Genomic DNA, 16,537 nt, shown 5'->3' with positions numbered 1-16,537 from the left:
CCCGCGAGGGCTTCAGACCTGACGCTCTGCCTGCATCTTCTTTATCTCGGCGATCGCGCGGGCTGGCGAAAGACCCTTCGGGCATACGTTCGCACAGTTCATGATGGTGTGGCAGCGGTAGAGGCGGAACGGATCCTCCAACTCGTCGAGACGCTCACCGGTCATCTCGTCACGGCTGTCCGCAAGCCAGCGATAGGCCTGCAGCAGGATGGCCGGGCCGAGGAACTTGTCCGAGTTCCACCAGTAGCTTGGACACGAGGTGGAGCAGCATGCGCACAGGATGCACTCGTAAAGGCCGTCCAGCTTCTCGCGCTGTTCGGGGCTCTGCAGACGCTCCTTGCCCGACGGAGTGGTCGAGACGGTCTGCAGCCAGGGACGGATCGAGGCATACTGCGCATAGAAGTGCGTGAAGTCCGGTACGAGGTCCTTAATCACGTCCATGTGGGGCAGGGGGGTGATACGGATATCGCCCTTGAGGTCTTCGATGGCGGTGGTGCACGCAAGGCCGTTCTTGCCGTTCATGTTCATGGCGCACGAACCGCAAATGCCTTCGCGGCACGAGCGGCGGAACGTCAGCGACGGATCGGCTTCGCTCTTCATCTTGATGAGCGCGTCGAGGACCATTGGACCGCAGTTCTCGAGATCGATCTCGAACGTGTCGTACCGCGGGTTCTCGCCCGAATCCGGGTCGTAGCGGTACACGGTGAACTTCTTCACCTTGGCGGCACCCTCGGCCTTGTGGACTTTGCCCTGCTTCTTGATCTTGCTGTTGGCCGGGAGGGTGAAGGTCGCCATGAAGAATCCCCGTGATCTTGCACTGCGGCATGAACCGCGACTGATGTGACCCCTCTAGCGATTCGACGCGGCAGGGCAAGGGGTGACAAAGGTCAGGGGCGCTCTGCAAGCAATCGTTTCAGCCTGTTGCGAGGTGTTCGCAGCCTGGGTGGCGCGAGAGAGAGGCATTTTTCTCTCGCCGACAGGCAAGTATCCGAGATCGCGCAGAGCGCCATTCAGGGCAGGTGCTGTTTCCCGTCAAAAACCGGGAAGGGTGGATGTGCGGAAAGACGGTCCGTTGCTCCTCCTCGGAGCAATGGAGATGCGCGACATGGCACTGCGGGCGAGGCTGGAGGTGGTACGTCCCCTAACGCGAAGCGTTGGCAGGGCTGCGATCTGTCGCGCTGCCTTTGCGGAGAGGAGCCGTTACCAGGATGCGCGCGCGGCGCAGGCGTGTCTCGCTGACATCGAAACAGCGTTCGACACCAGGGCTATAGCTCGTGTTCGAAGATTTTCTTGAGTTGCTGAATAGCCGCCAGCCGACTCCTGCGGCGCGCGAGCGGCTGCCAGGCAGAGAAGAAACGCGAATTGCCGAAACGACAAGCGCCGCGCGTGATCCGAAGATCGCGCGCGGCGCCTGAACCTGGCTCGGAAATCTTAGTTGCCGAACGTGCGCTGCCACCAGCCGCGACGAGGGCTTCCGTCAGAGAGCTGGGACTCTCCGGAAGCGACATCGTCAGCAGGCCCTTCGTCAGTGGTGGCTTCTGCCACTGCGGCGGTTTCTGCCTGGGCCGTCACAGCTTCGTCCGTTCCAGCTTCCGCCTTCTTGCGTCGCGGTGCACGCTTGGGCTTCGCGGGTGCTTCGGCGCCAGCAGGTTCCGCAGGAGCCTCGGCGGCCTCCACGTCTGCCTTCTTGCGGCGCGGCGCCCGCTTCGGCTTGGCCGGCGCCTCCTCTGCAACCGGCTCGACGGTGGCTTCCGCTGGAGCATCGACCGTTTCGGCTTTCTTGCGACGGGGTGCACGCTTCGGCTTGGCGGGCACTTGCTCGGCAACCGGCTCGACGGCAGAGTCAGGCGCAGCCTCGGCATCTGCCTTCTTGCGACGCGTGCGCTTGGGCTTGGCGGGCACTTCCTCGGCAACCGGCTCGGCTGCGGTAAGCTCCGGCTCGCTCGCAGCTTCGACGACCTGCGCAGGCTCGGCGTCTTCGGCGGGCTCGTCAGCGCTCTCGTTGCTTTCGCCATCGCTGCCGTTTTCGCCATCGCTGCCGTTCTCGCCTTCGAAGCCGTTTTCGCCTTCTCCACGGCGACCACGACGGCGACGACCGCCGCGACGGCGACGCTTCTTCGGCGCGTCGCTGCCTTCGTCGGTGTCACCCTCAAAGGTGCCTTCGGCCTCGTTTTCAGCCTCGGTGTCGGCCTCGTCTTCCGCGTCGTCGGCAGCGTCGGCTTCGGCATCCGAAGCTTCGGCACCGTCTTCGTCACGGCGATCGCGGTTGCGACCACGGCGGCGCTTGCGGCGCTTGCGGCCACGTCCTTCGCCTTCGTCGCCCTCGGCTCGCTCGCGAGGACGCTCAGCGGAAGCGGCTTCGTCGCGGCCGATCTCTTCCTCTTCCTCCTCTTCTTCCTCCTCGATGATGAAGTCGTCCTCGACGTCCTCTGCGATCGGATCGAAGCGGGGCACGAACTCGTTGCGCGGACCGGAAGAGATCACGCGCATCTTCGCGCCTTCGTTCTCGCCCTCGGGGATCACTTCCACGGTCACGCCGTAGCGGTCCTCGATATCGGCAAGGTCGGTGCGCTTGGCGTTCAGGAGGTAGATCGCAGCCTCGGTCGAGGCGAACAGCGAGACGACCACGCCCTTGCCCTTGGCAGCCTCGTCCTCGATGAGGCGAAGCGCGGACAGGCCTGCCGAGCTGGCGGTACGCACGAGGCCAGTACCATCGCAGTGCGGGCACGAGCGCGTGGTCGCTTCCAGCACACCGGTGCGAAGGCGCTGGCGGCTCATCTCCATGAGGCCGAAGCTCGAGATGCGGCCAACCTGGATGCGCGCGCGATCGTTCTTGAGCGCTTCCTTCATCGCCTTCTCGACCTTGCGGACGTTGGAGCCGTACTCCATGTCGATGAAGTCGATCACGACGAGACCGGCCATGTCGCGCAGGCGGAGCTGGCGGGCGATCTCGCCTGTGGCCTCGAGGTTGGTGGCGACCGCCGTCTGCTCGATCCCGTGCTCCTTAGTGGCGCGGCCCGAGTTGATGTCGATCGAGACGAGCGCCTCGGTCGGGTTGATGACAATGTAACCGCCCGACTTAAGCTGCACGACAGGGTCGTACATCGCCGTCAGCTGGTCTTCCGCGCCGTAGCGTTGGAACAGCGGGACCGGGTCGGAATACGGCTTAACCTTGCGGCCGTGGCTGGGCATCAGCAACTTCATGAAGTCGCGTGCGGCGCGGTAGCCTTCCTCGCCCTCGACAACGACTTCCTCAATGTCGCGATTGTAGATGTCGCGGATCGCGCGCTTGATGAGGTCGCTGTCCGAGTGGATCAGCGTCGGCGCCGCGGAGCGCAGAGTTACTTCGCGCAGGTCGTCCCAGAGCCGCGCAAGGTAGTCGAAATCGCGCTTGATTTCGGTCTTGGTGCGCTGGAGCCCGGCGGTGCGCACGATGCAGCCCATGCTGCGCGGCAGGTTCAGCTCCGAAATGATCGACTTCAGGCGCTTGCGGTCAGAGGCGGAACTGATCTTCCGGCTGATGCCGCCGCCATGGCTGGAGTTCGGCATTAGCACGCAATAACGGCCGGCAAGGCTGAGATAGGTGGTCAGCGCCGCGCCCTTGTTGCCACGCTCTTCCTTGACAACCTGCACGAGCAGCACCTGGCGGCGGTGGATGACGTCCTGAATCTTGTAACGACGACGCAGTGCCATGCGCTTCGCGCGCAGGTCGTCGGCCTCCTTGGAGCGGCCCGACGAACGGCCCTGGCGGCGACGCCCACGCCCCCTGCGGCCCGAACCTTCAGATCCGGCTTCGCCTTCTTCCTCGGAGTTCTCGGCCTCGTCGTCCGCGTGGAACGGGTTCTCGACGGAACCATCCTCGATCGTTGCGACATGATCCTTCTCGGACGTGTCGACCTCGGTCAGGCCGCCATCATCGTCGCCGAACTCGTCCTCGTCCTCGTCGTCACCCTCGCTTGCGCGGAGCGCGGCTTCCTCTTCGGCGTGGGCGGCCTCTTCGGCCAGCAACGCCTCGCGGTCTTCCTTGGGGATCTGATAATAGTCGGGATGGATCTCGCTGAAGGCGAGGAAGCCGTGGCGATTGCCGCCGAAGTCGACGAAGGCAGCCTGGAGCGAAGGCTCCACGCGGGTCACCTTCGCGAGGTAGATGTTACCCTTTATCTGCTTGCGTTCAGTGGACTCGAAATCGAATTCTTCAATCCGGTTGCCCTTGACGACCGCCACCCGCGTTTCTTCCGGGTGGCGCGCATCGATAAGCATGCGCGTTGCCATTTGATAGTCTCCGTGCGCGCTCACGCCCGGCCGGATCAGCCAGGGGAGCGCGATTGTGTTCGTTGTCTGCGGATTTGCCCCGAAGCGCGAAGAAGGCCCAGCCGTTTGCGGCGAGGCCCATTGTTCGGCGCGACGTTTCGCGGGCATGTTCGTGCGTTTGCATCTGCCGCTTCCGAAGCGGCGAAGAGACGAGGCAATCCAGCGCCTCGTGCGCGGCGAAAGTATGAGCTGACCTGCGAGCAATTGGCAGCAGGCGTGCGCATGTGTCTGCGAGGGGAAGATCGCGCGGCGTAAAGGCACGCGCGGAAAATTGCGACCACGCCGCCACCGCCCGGTCGGGCGTCGGCTGGCAGGGCGGCAATTGGCTTCTCATGGCTCGCTTCAACCTGTGAGGTCTTCCGGAAGGATTCCCGGTTCCCTGGCGCCGGGGCATACTGAACCGGTCCTTGCCCGGCACCATATGGTGATGTTGTTCCGGAATGCGAGGACCGAAAGCATGGCCTCGGTGTGACAGGCGTAGCATCCAAGTTCCACCACGGCAAGTTCCTTGGACCCGCCGCCGTTTGCCGCGCGGCGATCCGCAGAAATCGGTGGGAAAGCCGGGGCGCAGGCGATTGCGGAGCGGATGATGTAGACCTAGTCAATCGGCCATGTCGCGCGCTCTGCAGATGATCCTGCTTCTTTGCATCCCTGTCGCAATACTGCTCTGCGTGCTTGTGACCAAGGGGGTGATCGCACCGCGAACGGGGGCGTTCGACTATGTGGTGCGCTTCGACCTTCCAAGCATAGACGCACCAGTCGGCCTTCCGCGAGTTGACGGCCCAGCGGACGCCAGCCGGCCGCTGGTGGTCATCGATCCGGGGCATGGCGGCTTCGATCCGGGGGCAGGGCACGGCGGGCTCCAGGAGAAGGCAGTGGCGCTGCACATTGCGCTGTCGCTGCGGCAGCGACTTCTGGAGGGTGGTGGCTTGCGGGTCGCGCTCACCCGCGACACCGACCGCTTCATCGCGCTGGCCGACAGGCCCGACATTGCCAGACGATTGAACGCGGACCTTTTCATTTCCATCCATGCCGACAGTGCTGAAAGCGATTCGGCGCGCGGAGCGAGCGTCTACGTCCTTTCCGAAAGAGGTTCGAGCGACGCGGCGACGCGGCTTGCCCGGCGCGAGAACGGCGCGGACCGGATCAACGGGATCGCTCTTTCCGAGGCGAACGCAAGCGTCGGTGCGATCCTCCTCGACCTTTCGCAGCGCCGGGCACAAGCAGGTTCCACTCAGGCCGCGACCCTGCTCCTGCGTGAACTGTCCGAGAGCGGCAAGGGGCTCCACCGCGAGCAACCCGAAACTGCGGCGCTGGCGGTGCTGAAGGCTCCGGATATTCCCTCGATCCTGTTCGAGACCGGTTACATCAACAATGCGGAAGATGCGCAGGTGCTGGGATCGCGCAAGGGGCAGGAGGCGCTTGCGAATGCAGCTGCCCGCGCGATCCGCGCCTACTTCGCGCGGCGATCCGGTGCCTGATCGCGCGCTTCGCTGCCAAGGCATCTGGCCTTGCGTAAAAGGGCCGTGCTAGAGGGCGAACGCAATGACCGACGCGAACGACCCCGGCGAGCAGCCTCCCGAAGACGCGACCTTCCGCATCCGCCGCGAAGCCAGTGGCGGCATCGCCGGCCTCAGGCGGTCGGTTGGAAAGGCATGGCGTGAGCGCAAGTGGCTGCGACGGTTCAGCTATGTGTGCCTGGCCGGCCTCGTGGGGCTTACCGGTTTTTGGGTCGTCCTGACGCGCGACATGCCGGACGCAGGCAAGCTGCTGGAATACCAGCCGCCCTTGCCAACGATGGTGCGCGGCATGGATGGCGAAATCGTCTATTCCTATGCACGGGAAAGGCGGGTGCAGTTGCGCTACGTCGATTTCCCGCGGCCGCTCGTCAACGCCTTCCTCTCGGCCGAGGATCGCACCTTCTGGTCGCATGGCGGCGTCGACATCGGCGGCCTGGCCGGCGCGGTGGTCGATTATGCCTCGAAGTACGGCACCGGCGTGCGCGCCAAGGGCGGTTCGACGATCACGCAGCAGGTGGCCAAGAACATCCTAATCGGCGACGAGTATTCCGTCACTCGCAAGCTCAAGGAGATGGTGCTGGCCCGCCGTATCGAAGGCGTACTGACCAAGCAGCAGATACTCGAACTCTACCTCAACGAAATCCCGCTCGGCAGACGCTCGTTCGGTGTGCAGGCGGCGTCGCGCGCCTACTTCGACCGGGACGTGGAGGACCTGACGCTAAGCCAGGCCGCATTCCTGGCGATCCTTCCGCGTGCGCCCGAAGTCTACGGGCGCAGGAAGAACGAGGCGCGCGCGATCGAGCGGCGCAACTGGGTGCTCGACCAGATGGTCCGCAATGGCTGGGCCACCGAGCAGGCGGCGGCTGCGGCCAAGGCGGAGCCGCTCGGCCTCGTCACCCAGCGTGGAAATGCATACGAGCCGTCCAATGGCTATTTCGTGGAGGAAGTGCGCCGCCGTCTCATCGACCGTTACGGCGAGAAGGCGGAGGACGGGCCAAACAGCGTCTACGCAGGCGGTCTCTGGGTGCGCACGTCGCTCGACACCGCAATGCAGAAGGCCGTGCGCGACGCGTTGCGCGCAGGGCTGCTGCGCTACCACGGCAACAGGGGCTGGGTGGGGCCGATTGCCCATCTTGACGATCTAGAGAACTGGCAGTCGCAGTTGGTCGTCGCCAACAAGACGGTCGACTACAAGGATTGGCGCGTCGGCGTGATCCTGGAAGCGCCGGCTGCCGGCACCGGAAGCGGACGCATCGGGTTCTCGGACGGCGATATCGGCACCCTGACCAACATACCCGAGCGTGCAAGGGCCGGCGATCTCGTGACGGCCGCTCCTTTGGGAGGCGGGGCGTGGGCTCTGCGGGGCGTGCCCGAAGTCTCGGGTGGCATGGTCATCGAGCAACCGGCTACGGGGCGCATCGTCGCGATGCAGGGTGGCTTCGATTCCGGTCTGGACTCGTTCAACCGCGCCGTCCAGGCCGAGCGCCAGCCCGGTTCCACGATCAAGCCGTTCGTGTACGCAACCGCGCTGCAGAACGGCATGACGCCCGCCACTCAGGTGCTGGACGGCACATTCTGCGTGTTCCAGGGTGCGGGCCTGGGCAACAAGTGCTTCCGCAACTTCGGCGGCGCGGGCGGTTCTGGCAGCCACACCATGCGCTGGGGTCTTGAGCAGTCGCGCAACCTGATGACCGTGCGCGTTGCCAACGATGTCGGCATGAAGAAGGTCACGCGCACTTTCCACAATGTCGGCATCGGCGACTACAAGTCGTATCTGTCCTTCGCCCTGGGCGCGGGAGAGACCACGGTTGCGCGTATGATCAACGCCTACGCCGCGCTCGCCAACAACGGCGTGCAGTTCTCGGGTTCGGTGATTGACTATGTTCAGGACCGCAACGGCAAGGTGATCTGGCGGGCCGATCGCGGCCAGTGCGACGCGTGCAACATGGCGCAGTGGGACGGCAAACCGATGCCGCGCGTCCAGCGCAAGGGCAAGCAGGTGCTTGATGCCGCGACGGCTTATCAGGTGGTCCACATGCTCGAAGGCGTCGTCACCCGTGGCACGGCGGAGCGCCTGCGGGATCTGAAGCTTCCGCTGTTCGGCAAGACCGGGACGACCAACGGCCCCACCGACGTGTGGTTCATGGGCGGCAACCAGGATTACGTAGGCGGTGTCTACATGGGTTACGATTCGCCGCGCTCGCTTGGTGGTTATGCTCAGGGCGGCCGCATCGCCGCGCCGATATTCAAGGATGTAGTCGAGGCAACGCGCGATCGCTGGACCAGCCAGCCTTTCGTTGCTCCGGCAGGAATCCGGATGGTCCGGATCGATCGTGTGACCGGGAAGCGGGTCATGGGTGCGGAGCCGGGCGACGAGCCGAAAGCAGCCGTGATCTGGGAGGCCTTCAAGCCGGATACCGAGCCGCGCCAGTACACCGCCGAAGACGAGTTCACCCGTCGTCGTGACGCTCTCGTGGCGCAGATCCGCAATGCTCGCGAGGTGCGCGAACGGGCTGCTGCCGTTCATCACGGTGACACCGGCAACTTCGCCGAGCAACAAGGCGGTGTGTACTGAAGTCTTTCCCGGCTGACGGCGAGAGCGCCGCTGTCTTCACGGAGACGAATGTACGAAGCACGCCTTGGTGGTCCTTCGCACCGTGCTTGAAGGCATTTGAGGCCCGCGCGATGAGGGCTAATGATTTCGGGTGAACTCACCGGGCGGCGGTGCTGCGCAGCTTGGTCGAGTTCGGGACGATGCGCCGCGAGTATCGCGCTGCGGCTGCCTGGCATCGCGAAATTTCGGCGGCGCTTACCTTCTATTGCCTTGGCGCGCTTTCCTGCGAGATTGTCGATTGAACACGGCGGGAGCCGGTGCGGGACTGTTGATCCGCACAGGGCACTGCAACGTTCAGGGAAAATCTATGTTCGAGAGGGAGTGGACGATGAAAATGCCGAGAAAGCCCGCCTTCCGCCTGCTGCTTGCCATGGGTGCCGCGCTTGTCGCGTCAGCCCCGGTCATTGCCGAGGCAGACAAGGCGTCATCGGCTGCCACTCACGACACGGCGCCGCACTCCCAGACTGCCGAACCCTATGTTCGGGCGGATGTGCAGGCTTATCTGCGCGCTTTCTACGCTAAGCCGCAGCCGGATTTCACGCGCGAGATGCTGGAACAGATCCACAAGCTGCCGCCTGCCGCGCTTGCGGCCATGTCGCAACAGGACCTACCCATGGGCGACGTCATGACGAAGGACCTGACGATGCCCGGCCCGGGAGGCGCCATCGCGCTGCGCCTGTTCGACGTTCGCGCTGAACGGACGCCAGGTCCGGTAGTCGTGTTCTATCACGGCGGCGGTTATGTCCTTGGCAGCATCGACACCCACGCCGGCCTTGCGGCCGAGATCTCCCGCCAACTGGACCTTCCGGTCGTCTCGGTGGAGTATCGGCTGGCGCCTGAAAACCCGTGGCCTGCCGCGCCGGACGACGGGGAGGCGGCCGCACGCTGGGTCGCAGCGAACGGCGAGGCGTTCGGACGCGAGTTCACGGGTCTCGTCCTCAGCGGCGACAGCGCGGGCGGCAATCTCACGCTGGTGACGGCGGCAGCGCTGCGCGACAGGCCCGCGGCAGTCCCAGTCGTCATGCAGATACCGATCTACCCCGCCACCGACTTCATCAAGCAGTACCCGTCCAACTCGGAGCTGGGCGAAGGCTACATGCTCGACGCCAAGAGCATGGCAAGCTTCACCCGGCACTATGCAGCCGATGCAAAGAGCCTGCGGGCCTCTCCGATCCTGGGCAGTCTTGCCGGTCTGCCGCCGACCGTGCTCGTCACCGCGTCGCTCGATCCCCTGCGCGATCAGGGGCGGGCCTATGCGGCGAAGCTGGTGGAAGCAGGCGTTCCGACCGCGTTCTATGAAGGCAAGGGGCTGATCCACGGCTTCGCCACTTTCCGCAAAGCCATTCCTTCAGCCCAGGCAGACACCGTCGCCTTCCTGAACGTCGCCCGGACGATGCTTGGCAAGGGAACCGCTGCTGGAAATTGACAGGCGCCTGTCGGCATGACGCTCCGGTGTGATGAACCCGCAAGCTTTTGAACCGCGTTCTGTCGTCTGACTGGGCCTCAGTATGAGTGCGATGCTGACGTAAAACGCGCTTCAATGGTCGCGCGCCCCCTGGTCCATTCCCTTACTATCCGCCGGCAGAAGCACGGCGGGGCGATGGTTTTGGGGCTTGTAGAGCGGCCCCTTGCATGAATGTCAGGGCGGGAGGATGCTGGCCGCAGCAATCAGGAGAGATGCCATGAAAATGAAGCTTGTCGCACTCACTCGCCCGCAGCCCGGCCGGGAAGCGGAGTACCATGAGTGGTATGATACCAAGCACCTGCCTGAGCTCGTGAACAATTTCGGCATGGCAGGAGCGCAGCGGTACGAGCTTGCCGCCAGGGTGATGGGCAGCGACGAGAACGAGTTCCTCGCCATCTACGACGTGGAGGCGGAAAATCCGGCCGCTTTCCTAGGCGCGCTTGGGGCGGCTTCGCAGGCGGGAGAGCTGACCCATAGCGACGCGCAGGATTTCGGCACCTGCTACACCGCGCTGTTCACCGAACTGGGCGAACGCGTGGTTCCACGATAACGGAGAAATCCACTTTGAACGGGAAACGGGGGGTCGGTGCCCCTGCTTACTGCGGAGGGGCGAGTAGCGGTTCATCCCCGTACCTTCAGCCCCTGTTCGGCGCTCGGCCTATCGTCCGATGAAGCGGGGGAGCCGCTTCTCCTTCAGCGCCTGAATACCTTCAAGGTGGTCCGCGCTTCGGACGCTGAGGCTTTCATAGGCGATGCCCGCGTCCATCAGCGAGGTCGCCAGGCGCTTGAGTTCGAGGTTGGTCAGGATTTTCGTCGCCCGAATGGCGACCGTGGCGCCTTTCAGCAGATTTGCGCAGAAGGCATCGACCCGTGCGTCGAGTTCGTCGGCAGGGACGCAGTGGTTGACGAGGCCGATCTCGGCGGCCTTCGCTGCAGTGAGCAGCTCTCCCGTGAGGAGGTATTCCTTCGCGCGGGTAAGCCCGATCCGCTGTGCCCAGATAACCGCGCCGCCGTCTCCGGCAACCAGTCCAAGGCTGACGTGGGGGTCGCCGATCCGTGCCCCCTCGGCGGCGAAGATCACGTCGCACAGCAGCGCCAACGTGGCACCAAGGCCTACCGCATGGCCGTTCATCCGGCAGATCACAGGCTTGTCGATGTCGAGCATGGTAGACACGATCCGCTTGGCGACACGGGTTTCGTGGTCGAAAAGATGCGGATTGCGAGCGTTCTTTTCGATGTGGTCGAGATCACCTCCGGCGGAGAAGGCGCGCCCCGCCCCCGTAAGAACGATCACGTCAGATCCGGTGTCCACCTGGGCGAACAACATCGCCTCAGCCATATCGTCGTGAAGCTGGAGATTTATGGCGTTGAGCGCGTCCGGGCGATTGAAGGTCATGCGCAGCAACCGGCCTTCGCGGGTTATCTCGATTGTCTTCAAGGCGGGCAGGGCGGGCATGATATCGTTCATCTGGCAGCGCTTCCTCTCTCTGCTCCCCTTCATAGCAGCGGCATCGCCGTGGCCACGGGAAAAGGCATCGGAATGCCAACGTTTCGCCCGGGCGAAACCTGCGGCTGCAAGCCGCCACCTCGTTGCCAAAGGAGCCTAAGTCCGATCTACCGGGCTGAACGCATGCGCAGCAGCGCAGCACGACGGGCAGAGGAGCAGGCACCATGGCGCAGTTCGACGAGGTTTTCGACTGGGTGGTCGTGGGCAGCGGTGCCGGATCGATGGCGTCCGCGCTGCTGATGAAGCAGGCGGGCAAGTCCGTCGTCATCCTCGAGAAGGCACAATGGGTGGGTGGAACCACGTGCAAGTCGGGCGGGGTCATGTGGATTCCCGCCAATCGCTTCATGAACCCTGGGGAAGACAGCCTCGAGCAGGCCTGCCGCTACCTGGATGCCGTGGTTCCCGACGGGCCGGACTCGCCCGGCACCAGTCCCGCGCGGCGTCGGACATATGCCGTCGAGGCGCCCAAGATGCTGGACTTCATTGTCGGTCAGGGCGTGAAGATGGAACGCGGATCCACCTTCTGGCCAGATTACTACGACGAGCTGCCAGGCGGGGTGAAGACGAGCCGCACCGTGACGGCACTGCCTTTCGACAAGAACGAGCTGGGAAAGGACTGGGCGTCCAAGCTGCGCCAGGGCTTCCTCGAAGTGCCCGTCCGGCTCGACGACGGCATGAAACTGCCGTTCATGAAGCACTCGTGGAAGATCAAGAGGATCTTCCTCAAGATCGCCCTGAAGTTCGTGGCGGGGAAGCTGACGGGCAAGCACTGGGTCACCGCAGGCGCAGCGCTGCAGGGCCGCATGCTGAAGGCGGTGCTGGACCGGAAGGCGGCCGAGATACGTACCGGGTCACCCGTCAGCGAGTTGATCATGGACGGGGACCGATCGGTCGGGGTCATCACTGCAAGGGACGGCAGGCCATGGCGGGTGGGCGCGCGGCTGGGGATCCTGATCAACGCCGGGGGCTTCGCGATGAATCAGGCGATGCGCGATCGGTACATGCCTGGCACTCAGGCCAAATGGTCGAACGGGATCGAGACCGACACGGGCGACATGCACATCGAGCTTGCCGCCAAGGGCGCGCAGCTTGCCCAGATGGATCAGATGGTGGGCTTCCAGATGAGCGAGGCACCCGGTTGGGACACCGACTACGTCAAGCCGGGAACCCAGAGCACCACCGGCAAGCCTCACGCCATCCAGGTGGATCAAACGGGCGTACGCTACATGAACGAGGGCGGATCCTACGAGGAGTTCTGCGAGAACATGCTAGTGCGCAACCGAACGGTGCCCGCGATCCCGAGCTGGGCGATCATGGATCAGCAGTACATGGACGAGTATGGCGTTGCCGGAAAAGGCACTGCGAAGAAGAACATGGAGAAGTGGCTGGCGTCCGGGTGGATGCGCCGGGCTGAGACGGTGGAAGCTTTGGCGGCGCTGATCGGCGTTCCGCCTGCGGCCCTTGGTGGTGCCGTTGCGCGGTGGAACGGCTTCGTACGCAGCGGCCGGGACGAGGATTTCCACCGGGGCGAACGTGCCTACGACAACTGGCTGGGCGACCCGTTCTTCAAGAACGGCCCAAACCAGTGCATGGGCACGATCGAGAAGGCGCCGTTCTACGCGATCCCGATCGTGCCTGGAGATGTCGGCACTTACGGCGGCGTGGTGTGCGACTGCGATTCGCGTGTCCTGCGAGAGGATGGGCGCCCGATACCGGGGCTCTATGCTTGTGGCGTCACCACGGCCTCGCCAATGGGCAGGGTATATCCAGGTGCCGGCGCAAGCGTCGGTCCATCGATGACTTTCGGGTGGATCGCTGCAAGGCATGCGGCCGGGCTAGGCAACCAGTTCGGCTGAGGACCGTGCGGCGAGGCGATGACGATCACGCTGCGACACACGCGAGCCCCGGCGGATTGCGGCTCGCGGGAGATACCGCTGAGGCGTTTCGCTCGTCCTTGCATGGATGAACACGACGGGTACTGAACCTATGTTCAGCCCCGCTCATCGGCAGGGCGACAGGCCCCGCCGTTCGAGAGAGGACTCATGAGCCAGACACTGGAAAACCGGGCGAGCCCCGACGCCGCCACGCAGCTCGACATTTTCCGCCGTATGCTACGGATCGAGCGTAACGACGAGTTTACGCGGACGCAGATCCGCCGTGGTCGCATCACCGCTCCCTACTACTCGGCGCGCGGACAGGAAGTCATTCCCGCCACCCTGTCCAACCTCATGACCGACGACGACGTGATCTGCACGATCTACCGCGGCATCCACGACATGGTCGCCAAGGGCATGCCGCTGCGCCCGCTCTGGGCGGAGATCTGCGGCCGGGTGGATGGCACCTGTAAGGGCAAGGGCGGGCCGATGCACCTCACTCACCCCGAGACGGGCGTGATGGTCACCACGGGGATCGTGGGTTCCTCCATGCCGATCGCCAACGGCTTCGCTTGGGCCTCGCTGCTGGATGGCTCGAGGCGTGTGACAGTCGCCTACTTCGGGGACGGCGCCAGCAATATCGGTGCTTTCCACGAGGCGCTGAACTTGGCCTCAGTCTGGAAGCTGCCGGTCGTTTTCGTCTGTTCGAACAACGGCTTCGCGGAGCATACCCGCTACGAGAACGCGACTTCGGTGGATTTCATCGCCAAGCGCGCGATCGGCTATGGCATGCCGGGCTACACCGTCGACGGAAACGATCCATATGACATGTACGCGCATGCCCATGCGGCCATCGAGCGTGCGCGCGCCGGTGAAGGGCCGACGCTGCTGGAGTGCAAGACGTTCCGCTTTATGGGTCATGTGTTCGGAGACAATGATTCGTACATGACCAAGGAAGAGAAGGAAGCGGCCCTCGCGAAGGATCCGCTGGTCCTGTTTCGTCAGCACCTCCTCGAAACCGGTGCGGCGACCGAAGCGCAACTCGAGGAGATGAAGGCGACAATAGAGGCCGAAGTGCAGGACGCGATCGATTTCGCCTTCGAGAGTGGATACGCGTCGGCGGACGAACTGCGCCGCGACGTCTTTGCCGAGGAGATTCCGGCATGAGCACCGATACCGTCGAACCCGTCGCCGAAACTCTGAAGATGACCGGGCAGGCCGCCGTCACCGCGGCGCTGTTCCAGGCCATGGAGGAAGATCCCAAGGTCCTTGTCTTCGGAGAGGATGTAGCCGATCGCGAGGGCGGCGGCGTCATGGGTACGACCCGCGGCTTGTCGAGCAGGTTCGGCGATCTGCGCGTGCGCTCCACTCCCATCGCGGAACAGTCCATCGTCGGCGCGGCCGTGGGCGCTGCCATGGCGGGCTACAAACCCGTGGCCGAGATCATGCTGATGAACTTCATCACAGTGGCCATGGACATGATCGTCAACCACGCTGCGAAGCTGCGTTTCATGTCGGGAGGGCAGAGCCAGGTTCCGCTTGTGATCCGCACCCTCACCGGCGCCGGATGGCAGACGGCGGGGCAGCACTCGGATCATTATGAAGGCTGGTTCGCCCATACCGCCGGCATCAAGGTGGTGGCACCCGCCACTCCGGCGGATTACAAGGGCCTGCTGCTCGCGGCCATCCAGGATCCTGATCCGGTTCTCTTCATCGAGAACAGCCGCACGCTGTTCGTTCCGGGCGAGGTCGCATCCGACCAGGGCCCAATCCCCCTAGGCAAGGCGCGCCTCGCACGCGAAGGAAGCCACATCTCGCTGATTACCTACTCGGGAATGGTCGCCAACTGCATGGCCGCAGCCGTGGAATTGGAAGCGGCCGGCATTTCCGCAGAAGTGATCGATCTGCGCACGGTTTCTCCATGGGACAAGGACGCTGTCCTTGCTTCGGCCGAAAAGACCGGCAGGGCGATCGTGGTTCATGAAGCGGTACGTCACTTCGGGCCCGGCGGCGAGATCGCGGCAACGATCCAGGAGGCCCTTTTCCGCAAAATGAAGGCACCCGTTCGTCGGCTCGGTGCGCCTTACAGCGCCGTACCGTTCGCAAAGCCGCTGGAAGACGCCTTCCTCGTACAGCCTGCCGATATCGCCGAAGCTGCCAAGGCGCTTTGCGCGTACGAGTGAGCCGCTGACCGGAAGTTATCATATCGAAAAGCCTTTTCTCGTTTCGCGAAAGCAGAGCCTTTCGATATTATGGCTGGGTGAACGACACGGTCGATTTACGCGACGAATGCCTGCTCGCGCTTCTCGGGACGGATGTAGATCGAGGTGATCTTGGGCGAGAGAGCCTTCATCCGTGTTTCCAGTTCCTCTATCAGGGTCTCGGCCTCTCCCATCGGCAGGTGGTCGTCGAAATCGGCACTGATGGCGACGAATACCGCGTCCGGGCCGGTGTGAACGGTACGCACGTGATTTACCGAGGTGATGCAGGCATTACCTTCCATGATGGAGCGCAATTGCCGGATCAGGTCAGGATCGGCCGCCTCGCCGATCAGCAGGCCCTTGGACTCGCGCGCCAGAAGCACGGCGACCGCGGCGAGCACCAGTCCGATAAGCACAGACGCGGCGCCATCCAGGCGCGGCTCCTCGAAGTACGCGCTTGCCCATATGCCCAGTGCGGCGACAACGAGGCCGACGAGCGCAGCGCTGTCCTCGAACAGAACGATGAAGCCCGGCGGGTCCTTGGATCGGTGGATCGCCTGCCACCATCCCTGGTCATCACGCGCAGCGTTGAATTCGCGGACAGCGATCGCCCAGGAAGCACCTTCCATGACGAAGGCAATGCCCAGCACGATGTAGCTGAGCATCGGATCCTCAATCGGATGAGGATCGCGAATATGAGCGATGCCCTCATAGATCGAAATGCCGGCGCCGCCTGCAAAGATCAGGATGGCGACCACGAAGGCCCAGAAGTAGAGCTCGCGTCCGTAACCGAAGGGGTGCGCGTTGTCCGGCGCGCGGCGGCCCTGCTTTTGCCCGTAGAGCAGCAGCACCTGGTTGCCGCTGTCGACGAGCGAATGGACGCCTTCCGTCGCCATGGCCGACGAGCCGCCGATCGCGGCCGCCACGAACTTGGCTATCGCGATCCCCAGGTTGGCGGCAAGCGCCCCGTAAAGGACGATGTTTTCGCGGATGTGCCCGGGAGAACGGGGCTGCGATCGAGTGGCCATGTCGTGCACAACGGACG

General features: G+C 64.0%; 12 protein-coding genes. 8 read left to right on the top strand and 4 right to left on the bottom strand.

Going from position 1 to position 16,537, the window contains the following annotated elements:
- Positions 1–12: 12 nt before the first annotated feature.
- Complete coding sequence (locus GR702_RS04060; protein ID WP_160984687.1) at positions 13–795, bottom strand: succinate dehydrogenase iron-sulfur subunit; 783 nt, start codon at positions 793–795, stop codon at positions 13–15.
- Positions 796–1,274: 479 nt separating this feature from the next.
- Here GR702_RS04060 and GR702_RS04055 point away from each other — a divergent pair, with 479 nt between their 5' ends.
- A complete protein-coding gene (locus GR702_RS04055; protein WP_160984686.1) occupies positions 1,275–1,415 on the top strand; it encodes a hypothetical protein in 141 nt (46 codons plus the stop codon).
- A gap of 16 nt (positions 1,416–1,431) precedes the next feature.
- Here the strand turns inward: GR702_RS04055 and GR702_RS04050 are convergent, their stop codons facing one another.
- The gene (locus GR702_RS04050) at positions 1,432–4,272 is read right to left on the bottom strand and encodes an Rne/Rng family ribonuclease (protein WP_160984685.1); all 2,841 of its coding nucleotides are present in this window, start codon (positions 4,270–4,272) and stop codon (positions 1,432–1,434) included.
- Between the two features lie 650 nt (positions 4,273–4,922).
- Here GR702_RS04050 and GR702_RS04045 point away from each other — a divergent pair.
- The 4 genes from GR702_RS04045 (at position 4,923) to GR702_RS04030 (ending at position 10,460) form a co-directional block, all read left to right on the top strand.
- The gene (locus GR702_RS04045; RefSeq protein ID WP_160984684.1) at positions 4,923–5,792 is read left to right on the top strand and encodes an N-acetylmuramoyl-L-alanine amidase family protein; all 870 of its coding nucleotides are present in this window, start codon (positions 4,923–4,925) and stop codon (positions 5,790–5,792) included.
- A gap of 64 nt (positions 5,793–5,856) precedes the next feature.
- On the top strand, positions 5,857–8,406 hold the full coding sequence (locus GR702_RS04040; protein ID WP_160984683.1) for a penicillin-binding protein 1A: 2,550 nt from the start codon (positions 5,857–5,859) through the stop codon (positions 8,404–8,406).
- A gap of 367 nt (positions 8,407–8,773) precedes the next feature.
- Positions 8,774–9,871 carry an alpha/beta hydrolase gene (locus GR702_RS04035; protein ID WP_237449541.1) on the top strand — a complete coding sequence of 366 codons (1,098 nt, stop codon included), beginning with the start codon at positions 8,774–8,776 and terminating at the stop codon, positions 9,869–9,871.
- 256 nt (positions 9,872–10,127) lie between these two features.
- Positions 10,128–10,460 carry a hypothetical protein gene (locus GR702_RS04030; protein ID WP_160984682.1) on the top strand — a complete coding sequence of 111 codons (333 nt, stop codon included), beginning with the start codon at positions 10,128–10,130 and terminating at the stop codon, positions 10,458–10,460.
- Positions 10,461–10,568: 108 nt separating this feature from the next.
- Here the strand turns inward: GR702_RS04030 and GR702_RS04025 are convergent, their stop codons facing one another.
- Positions 10,569–11,378, bottom strand: a complete 810-nt coding sequence (locus tag GR702_RS04025) for an enoyl-CoA hydratase/isomerase family protein (RefSeq protein WP_202408040.1) — start codon at positions 11,376–11,378, stop codon at positions 10,569–10,571.
- Between the two features lie 203 nt (positions 11,379–11,581).
- On the opposite strand from GR702_RS04025, the gene GR702_RS04020 reads away from it, so the two are divergent.
- The 3 genes from GR702_RS04020 (at position 11,582) to GR702_RS04010 (ending at position 15,474) form a co-directional block, all read left to right on the top strand.
- Positions 11,582–13,273, top strand: a complete 1,692-nt coding sequence (locus GR702_RS04020) for an FAD-binding protein (RefSeq protein WP_160984681.1) — start codon at positions 11,582–11,584, stop codon at positions 13,271–13,273.
- A gap of 186 nt (positions 13,274–13,459) precedes the next feature.
- On the top strand, positions 13,460–14,458 hold the full coding sequence (locus GR702_RS04015; protein ID WP_160984680.1) for a thiamine pyrophosphate-dependent dehydrogenase E1 component subunit alpha: 999 nt from the start codon (positions 13,460–13,462) through the stop codon (positions 14,456–14,458).
- Positions 14,455–15,474 carry an alpha-ketoacid dehydrogenase subunit beta gene (locus GR702_RS04010; protein ID WP_202408039.1) on the top strand — a complete coding sequence of 340 codons (1,020 nt, stop codon included), beginning with the start codon at positions 14,455–14,457 and terminating at the stop codon, positions 15,472–15,474. The genes GR702_RS04015 and GR702_RS04010 overlap by 4 nt, the downstream gene beginning before the upstream one ends.
- A gap of 95 nt (positions 15,475–15,569) precedes the next feature.
- Here GR702_RS04010 and GR702_RS04005 read toward each other — a convergent pair whose 3' ends face one another.
- Positions 15,570–16,520, bottom strand: a complete 951-nt coding sequence (locus GR702_RS04005; RefSeq protein WP_160984679.1) for a cation diffusion facilitator family transporter — start codon at positions 16,518–16,520, stop codon at positions 15,570–15,572.
- Positions 16,521–16,537: the final 17 nt, after the last annotated feature.

Source organism: Novosphingobium silvae (genome assembly GCF_009856825.1).
GTDB lineage: Bacteria > Pseudomonadota > Alphaproteobacteria > Sphingomonadales > Sphingomonadaceae > Novosphingobium > Novosphingobium silvae.
Note: the sequence above shows the minus strand (reverse complement) of the source record. Positions and strands in the feature narration are given on the sequence as shown.

Excerpts from the sequence above, each read along its gene's own strand:
- GR702_RS04045 (WP_160984684.1), top strand. The coding sequence starts at position 4,923 with ATGTCGCGCGCTCTGCAGATGATCCTGCTTCTTTGCATCCCTGTCGCA.
- GR702_RS04025 (WP_202408040.1), bottom strand. The coding sequence starts at position 11,378 with ATGAACGATATCATGCCCGCCCTGCCCGCCTTGAAGACAATCGAGATA.
- GR702_RS04035 (WP_237449541.1), top strand. The coding sequence starts at position 8,774 with ATGAAAATGCCGAGAAAGCCCGCCTTCCGCCTGCTGCTTGCCATGGGT.
- GR702_RS04050 (WP_160984685.1), bottom strand. The coding sequence starts at position 4,272 with ATGGCAACGCGCATGCTTATCGATGCGCGCCACCCGGAAGAAACGCGG.
- GR702_RS04030 (WP_160984682.1), top strand. The coding sequence starts at position 10,128 with ATGAAAATGAAGCTTGTCGCACTCACTCGCCCGCAGCCCGGCCGGGAA.
- GR702_RS04020 (WP_160984681.1), top strand. The coding sequence starts at position 11,582 with ATGGCGCAGTTCGACGAGGTTTTCGACTGGGTGGTCGTGGGCAGCGGT.
- GR702_RS04005 (WP_160984679.1), bottom strand. The coding sequence starts at position 16,520 with ATGGCCACTCGATCGCAGCCCCGTTCTCCCGGGCACATCCGCGAAAAC.
- GR702_RS04040 (WP_160984683.1), top strand. The coding sequence starts at position 5,857 with ATGACCGACGCGAACGACCCCGGCGAGCAGCCTCCCGAAGACGCGACC.
- GR702_RS04015 (WP_160984680.1), top strand. The coding sequence starts at position 13,460 with ATGAGCCAGACACTGGAAAACCGGGCGAGCCCCGACGCCGCCACGCAG.
- GR702_RS04010 (WP_202408039.1), top strand. The coding sequence starts at position 14,455 with ATGAGCACCGATACCGTCGAACCCGTCGCCGAAACTCTGAAGATGACC.
- GR702_RS04060 (WP_160984687.1), bottom strand. The coding sequence starts at position 795 with ATGGCGACCTTCACCCTCCCGGCCAACAGCAAGATCAAGAAGCAGGGC.